3 protein-coding genes, 1 tRNA gene and 2 pseudogenes are annotated in these 5,379 nt (G+C 64.9%); 3 read left to right on the top strand and 3 right to left on the bottom strand.

Going from position 1 to position 5,379, the window contains the following annotated elements; translation table 11 throughout:
• Window positions 1-797: pseudogene (locus tag CSW58_RS14185) on the top strand (FAD-dependent cmnm(5)s(2)U34 oxidoreductase); the annotation flags it as partial.
• 216 nt (window positions 798-1,013) lie between these two features.
• On the opposite strand, the pseudogene CSW58_RS12750 reads toward CSW58_RS14185, so the two are convergent.
• Window positions 1,014-2,238 (bottom strand): annotated as a pseudogene (locus CSW58_RS12750) (OmpA family protein).
• A gap of 229 nt (window positions 2,239-2,467) precedes the next feature.
• Between CSW58_RS12750 and CSW58_RS12745 the strand changes: the two are divergent.
• Complete coding sequence (locus tag CSW58_RS12745; protein ID WP_236627824.1) at window positions 2,468-2,923, top strand: hypothetical protein; 456 nt, start codon at window positions 2,468-2,470, stop codon at window positions 2,921-2,923.
• Window positions 2,924-3,045: 122 nt separating this feature from the next.
• Here CSW58_RS12745 and CSW58_RS12740 read toward each other — a convergent pair whose 3' ends face one another.
• Window positions 3,046-3,312, bottom strand: a complete 267-nt coding sequence (locus tag CSW58_RS12740; RefSeq protein WP_099447536.1) for a hypothetical protein — start codon at window positions 3,310-3,312, stop codon at window positions 3,046-3,048.
• A gap of 806 nt (window positions 3,313-4,118) precedes the next feature.
• Between CSW58_RS12740 and CSW58_RS12735 the strand changes: the two genes are divergently transcribed.
• Window positions 4,119-4,829, top strand: coding sequence for an FkbM family methyltransferase (locus CSW58_RS12735; RefSeq protein ID WP_161494620.1), 711 nt, complete (start codon window positions 4,119-4,121; stop codon window positions 4,827-4,829).
• Between the two features lie 351 nt (window positions 4,830-5,180).
• On the opposite strand, the gene CSW58_RS12730 is transcribed toward CSW58_RS12735, so the two are convergent.
• Window positions 5,181-5,255 (bottom strand) — tRNA-Val (locus tag CSW58_RS12730).
• Between the last annotated feature and the right edge of the window lie 124 nt (window positions 5,256-5,379).

Genomic DNA, 5,379 nt, shown 5'->3' with positions numbered 1-5,379 from the left:
CTCGCGAGCGCGAGCGCTTCGCGGCGGTGGCCGCCCAGGGGATCTTCGCCCCATCCGCCATGAGCCTGGCCGCCGAGGATCAGGTGGCCGAGCGCCTGTCGGAGCCGGGGCTGCCGGCCCTGGCCATGGGCCAGGCCCTGGTCATCGAACCCGCCCTGATCCTGGAGGCCTGGGCGCCGCGCCGCGAGCCGCGAGCCGTGGCCCGCCTGGCCCACACCGCGCTGGGCTGGGACCTGCTGGACGACCAGGGCGAGGTGATGGCCACGGCGGAGGTGGTGATCCTGGCCGGCGGAGCCGATCTGGACCGCCTGTGGCCGCAGGCGCCCCTGCGCCTGGTGCGCGGTCAGGCCAGCTGGACCCAGGCCGCCGCCCCGCCGCCCGTGGCGTTCGGCGGCTATGCGATCCCCACCCGCGACGGCGTGCTGTTCGGGGCGACCATGATCGCGACGATCGCCAGACCGACACCCGGCGGCCGACCACGCGCGCAACCTGACGAGCCTGGCCACGGCCCTGCCCGCCCTGGCCGATCGGCTGCGGGTGCTGGCTCTGGACGGACGGGCCGCCATCCGGGCGACCACGGCGCGATCACCTGCCTTTGGCCGGACGCCTGCCGGACTCGCCCGACGGCCTGTTCGTGCTCAGCGGTCTGGGCGGGCGCGGCTTCTGCCTCGCGCCGCGCTTCTGGCCGAGCATGTGGTGGCCCGGGCGGCGGACCGGCCTCGCCCCTGCCCCGTGACCTTTCTCGCCTGGTCGACCCGGCGCGATTTAATTCCCTCAACAGGCGAGTAGGCGTATAGCTGGCCAGGCAGGGCCCGTCCCTGAGAGCCGACACCTCTAAGAATGTCGGTCCTTCCGGCCCCGCAGCCCTCGCGGGGATCCCGGCGATGACGCTCCCGGCCCCCCACCGGGAGCGTCTTTTCGCAGCCCGCCAGGCCGCGAATAGGAGAGCCTCGGCCAACAAAAAAGGGCCCGGCCTTGCGGCCGAGCCCCTCCTTCCAAACCGGTCGAACGTCTTAGAAGTTGATCGAGATCGTGGAACGGCGGTTCAGCGGTTCCTTGACGCCGTCGCCGGTGGACACGGCCGGAGCGCTTTCGCCCTTCCAGTCGACGGCGAGGGCCGTGGCGTTGACGCCCATGCCGACCAGACCGTCAGCCACGGCCTTCGCACGACGCTCCGACAGGCGGGCGTTGTACTTGGGCGAGCCCGAGGTGTCGGTGTGGCCGACCACGGTGATGCGGGTGGCGGAACCGTCCTTGGCGTATTGCGCGGCTTGCGAGACCACGGCCTGGGCTTCCGGCGTCAGGACCGACTGGTCAAACGGGAAGTAGACCACGAATTCGCGGGCCTCGTAGGCCATCGGGGCCGGCGGCGGGGGGCGGCGGCATCGGGGCTTCCGGCGGCAAGGGCGGCGGGGCGGGCGGGGCGGGCGGGGCCGGGGGCGGCGGGGCCGAACCGAAGGTGTAGCGCAGACCCAGGGTCACGGAGGCGTCCTTGTAGTCGCCCTCGAAGCTGCCGACATTGGTGATCGCGCCGACGCCGGGGCCGACATTCTGGGTCACCGAGCCGAAGGCCAGGTCCTTGGTGGCCAGGTAGCGGCCGGTCAGGTCCATCGTCCAGTTGGGCGCGAAGTCCCAGGCCACGCCGAGCAGGCCTTGATAGGCCAGGGCCTGTTCGACATCGTCGAAGCTGGTGTTCTGGTAGGGCGCGCCGCCGGTCGGAACGCCGCTCAGCTGGCCATAGACCTTGTTGTGCACCCAGGCCGTGCCGACGCCGACGCCGACGAAGGGACGCCAGCTGGAGTCGGGCATGAAGTCATAGAGGACATTGGCCATCAGGGTGGTGGCGCGCAGTTCGCCCTTGGGCTCGCCGCAGGTCGGGTTGGCGATGGTGCGGATCGGACCGGCGGTGCAGAGACCGATCGGCTGGGCGCGATTGCCGGGGCCGCGCACGCTCTCGATGTCGCCGCCGCGATAGCCGTATTCGCCTTCGACGCGCCAGTTGGGCGAGAACTTGTAGCCCAGGCGGGCGAAGCCGGCCCAGTCGTCCTTGGCCGAGAACGTCCAGTCATAGGGCTTGCCGTCGGTGGCGTTGACCGAGGACTTGCCCTCGATGCCGTCCGTGGCGTGATATCCGACATCCCCGGCGACATACCAGCCGCTGGGCGCGGTTTGAGCGACGGCGCTATTGGCCGCGCAAAGCGCGAGCGCCGCGGCACCCGCCAGCAAACGGATCTTCATCTGTGAAACCTCTTTGAAATCTGTGTCAAAACCGGCTTGGGAGCGGTTCCATCACGACAAACGCGCCACCGAGGGAAATGGGCGTTGCAGATCCGCCACAGTCGCTGATTTTGCGCCGAGCGGGTTGGAAAGTGGTCCAGCGGCCCCCTCGATGCAGCCCCGCCGGAAACCCTTGGGTCGACGGGGTGAGGCGCGGTAGGATCACCCTTCAGCAGGTTCGAGGTTGATCATGATTTCGCTGTTGCTCGTCATGGCCGGTTCCGCGCTGCTCCAGGAGGAGCAGGCCAAGCTGCAGTCGTGCGAAATGACGCCGACCGGCTGGGTCTGCCACTATCAGATGCCGGCCGTGACCCTGTCGCCCGGCGTGACCCTCACCCCCGACGGCGTCCCGCCCCCTGTCGCGCCGCCTCAGACGGGCCCGCGTAGCGACACGGTCGACGAGGACGCCGGCCGCCAGGCGCGGCTGATCGCCCGCTGCGCGGACGCGTCCTGGATGGCCTTGTGTCTTCCGGGGGATCGCCGCGAGGCGCGGCGCCTGCGCGAGGCCGCCGAGGCGCGCGACGCCCTGCGCGGCGAAGTCACCCGACTGTTGAGCGAAAACCAGTGCCCGGCCGCCGTCAAGGCGGCCCTGGCCGGCGGCGACCTGGCCCTGGCCAAGGAAGCCCGCGACTTCTGCAAGTCCTGAGGCCTCGCCCCTCGGCCTGAACGCCGACGGTCCTGACGGGACAGTCCTGACAAGACGGGCGCAACAGGCGGCGAGCAAAAAGAAAAACGCCGGTCAGGCGGGGCCCGACCGGCGTTGTCGTCCTATTTCGGCGGGCGGGCGGCCCATTCCGGCGGCGACGCCGGGGGCGCGCGCGCGTCGGGGCGCAGGGGGCGCCGTCGGCGCAACCGGTGAAGTGGATCTGCGGCGGCTCGACGGTCACGTTCGACGGGCGAACGATGACTTCCGGGCGGCTGCAGATAGATCTGCGGCGCGGCGATACGGATCGGCGGGGCCTCGACATAGACCGGCGGGCCCTGAATATCGACGCGGCCCGAGGCGATGGTGATCGGACGGCCATAGACCCGCACGCCCGGCGCGCGGCGCGAATATCGTTCCAGCCGCCCGGCTGCACATAGAAGTCACTTCGCGATCGCAGACGCAGTCGTCGCCTGGCGTATGCGGCGCCTCGTGGCAGCCATGGCCGGACCGGAGCGACGGCGAGGCCGGAGACGCATAGGAATAGCGCTCCTGGCGCCCGCGGCGCCGGCGGTCGCCAGCAGCAGGCCCAGACCAGCAATAAGTGCGTGTTTCAAGTTAGCCCCTCAGGATTTTGCAGCCCCAGCCATGGCCGCGTCAGCCGGAAAGGGCCGGCGCTGGCATAGCAGCGTTATGTTAACCTTAACAGCTTGGCAAGATCAGGCGGCGCCGTTCCAGAGCGGCGAAAACCCATCTTGCGGGGTAAATTCTCGCGCGAGGGGAATTGTTCGCGAAACGCGCGAACAATCAGGGGTTCGGAGGCAGAGCGCTGTTCGACCAGGCTTCGGGGACGGCGCTACAGCCTTGGCATCGCCACCCTTCACGCCGTAGACCGACACGGTCGTCACAATGAACTCAGCCGAAGCATGGTCGACCCAAGAAAGTCTAGAGGTCGCCGAAGGGCACGGCCATCACCTGACGCCCCCACCCGCTCAGTCAGCGAAAAATGGTCATCGGATTCATAGACAGTTTCGATTGAACAGCGGATTCTGCCGCGTAATGACTTCAGCGGGGCGCGATCGCCGCATTAAGTGGGTCTTTTGTAGAAATCATAGAATTCAGGATGATATAGTGTGAAATCGAAACGGGGATCGACACGATGAATTACCATGTACTCAAGTTGGTATACGACACATGCGTGGCTCTTCGTGAGCAATATCCATGCGACCCACTTGGCAATGACGACGAAGCTAATTTCCTATTATACCTTTTGCAGAATGCTCAAAGCTCTAATTCTCAATTATTTCAGGACATCTGGGTACTCTACGAAACCAGGCAAAAGAATTCGGGCTATTTCGTGGAATTCGGTGCATGCAATGGAAAAACACTAAGCAATTCATTTATTCTGGAAAAGCAGCACAATTGGAACGGCATAGTAGCAGAGCCGGGTAAAATTTGGCGCAGCGGGATAATTGCTGAAAGAAATTGTATAGTTTCGACAAAATGCATCTACACAACGACTGGAGAAATAGTTACGTTTAACGAAACTCCGAATGCCGAGCTATCTACTATAGAATCGTATTCAGAAAGCGATTCCCACGCCGTGTTGCGCGAACAGGGGGAAAAGCACCTTGTCGAAACAATAAGACTTTGCGATCTGCTTAGGCAATCTAAGGCGCCAAATGAGATTGATTATCTGAGTATTGATACCGAAGGCAGCGAGTTCGACATTCTTCTTGACCACGATTTTGAAGAATATCGATTCAACCTGATTTCCGTGGAACACAACGGAACCGAGAATCGCGAAAAGATATTCGAGCTTTTAACTTCCAAAGGTTATCGGCGGAAATTCACGCGACTATCCATTTTTGACGATTGGTATGTCCGCGCGGACTATCAACCCGGGTAGCCTCACCCCCGCCCCGCCGGCCCAGAGGCGATTTGCTCCGGCGGGGCTGGGCGTTAGAATCCGAGCTAGCGGCCTTTTCCACCAACTGGCCTTCCAGCCCTGAAGAAACACTGACTCTGAGGGTGTGGCTTGCACCACCACGGAACGCGTCGGGAGGATTCGCGGCTGGCGATAGGCCGTGACGCCGGCTCGTGAACGGGCTCCCGTCGCGGCCGGACGGCCTGAAGGCCTGCACCGGCGCCATCTTCTCAAGGTTTGGAAATGACCGTGTGCGGCAGGGTGCGGTCGCCGCTGCGCGCGTTCGTTCTGGAATTTCCAGATTCGCGGGCTGTTCATGGGCTTGAAGGAAAATGGTGGACGCGACAGGGATTGAACCTGTGACCCCCTCGATGTCAACGAGGTGCTCTCCCGCTGAGCTACGCGTCCGCCAGAGCGGCCCGAAAGGCTTCACAAGAAGCGCCCCGGACGGGAAGGTGGCGGGTATAGCGGCGGGTTCGCCGGTGCGCAACCCGCCCTAAAAGAAATTCAGGCGGCCATCATCTTCTCGACC

The organism is Caulobacter sp. B11, assembly GCF_002737765.1.
Taxonomy (GTDB): domain Bacteria; phylum Pseudomonadota; class Alphaproteobacteria; order Caulobacterales; family Caulobacteraceae; genus Caulobacter.
This window is presented reverse-complemented; position numbering and strand designations above follow the sequence as displayed.

Excerpts from the sequence above, each read along its gene's own strand:
- CSW58_RS12745 (WP_236627824.1), top strand. The coding sequence starts at position 2,468 with ATGATTTCGCTGTTGCTCGTCATGGCCGGTTCCGCGCTGCTCCAGGAG.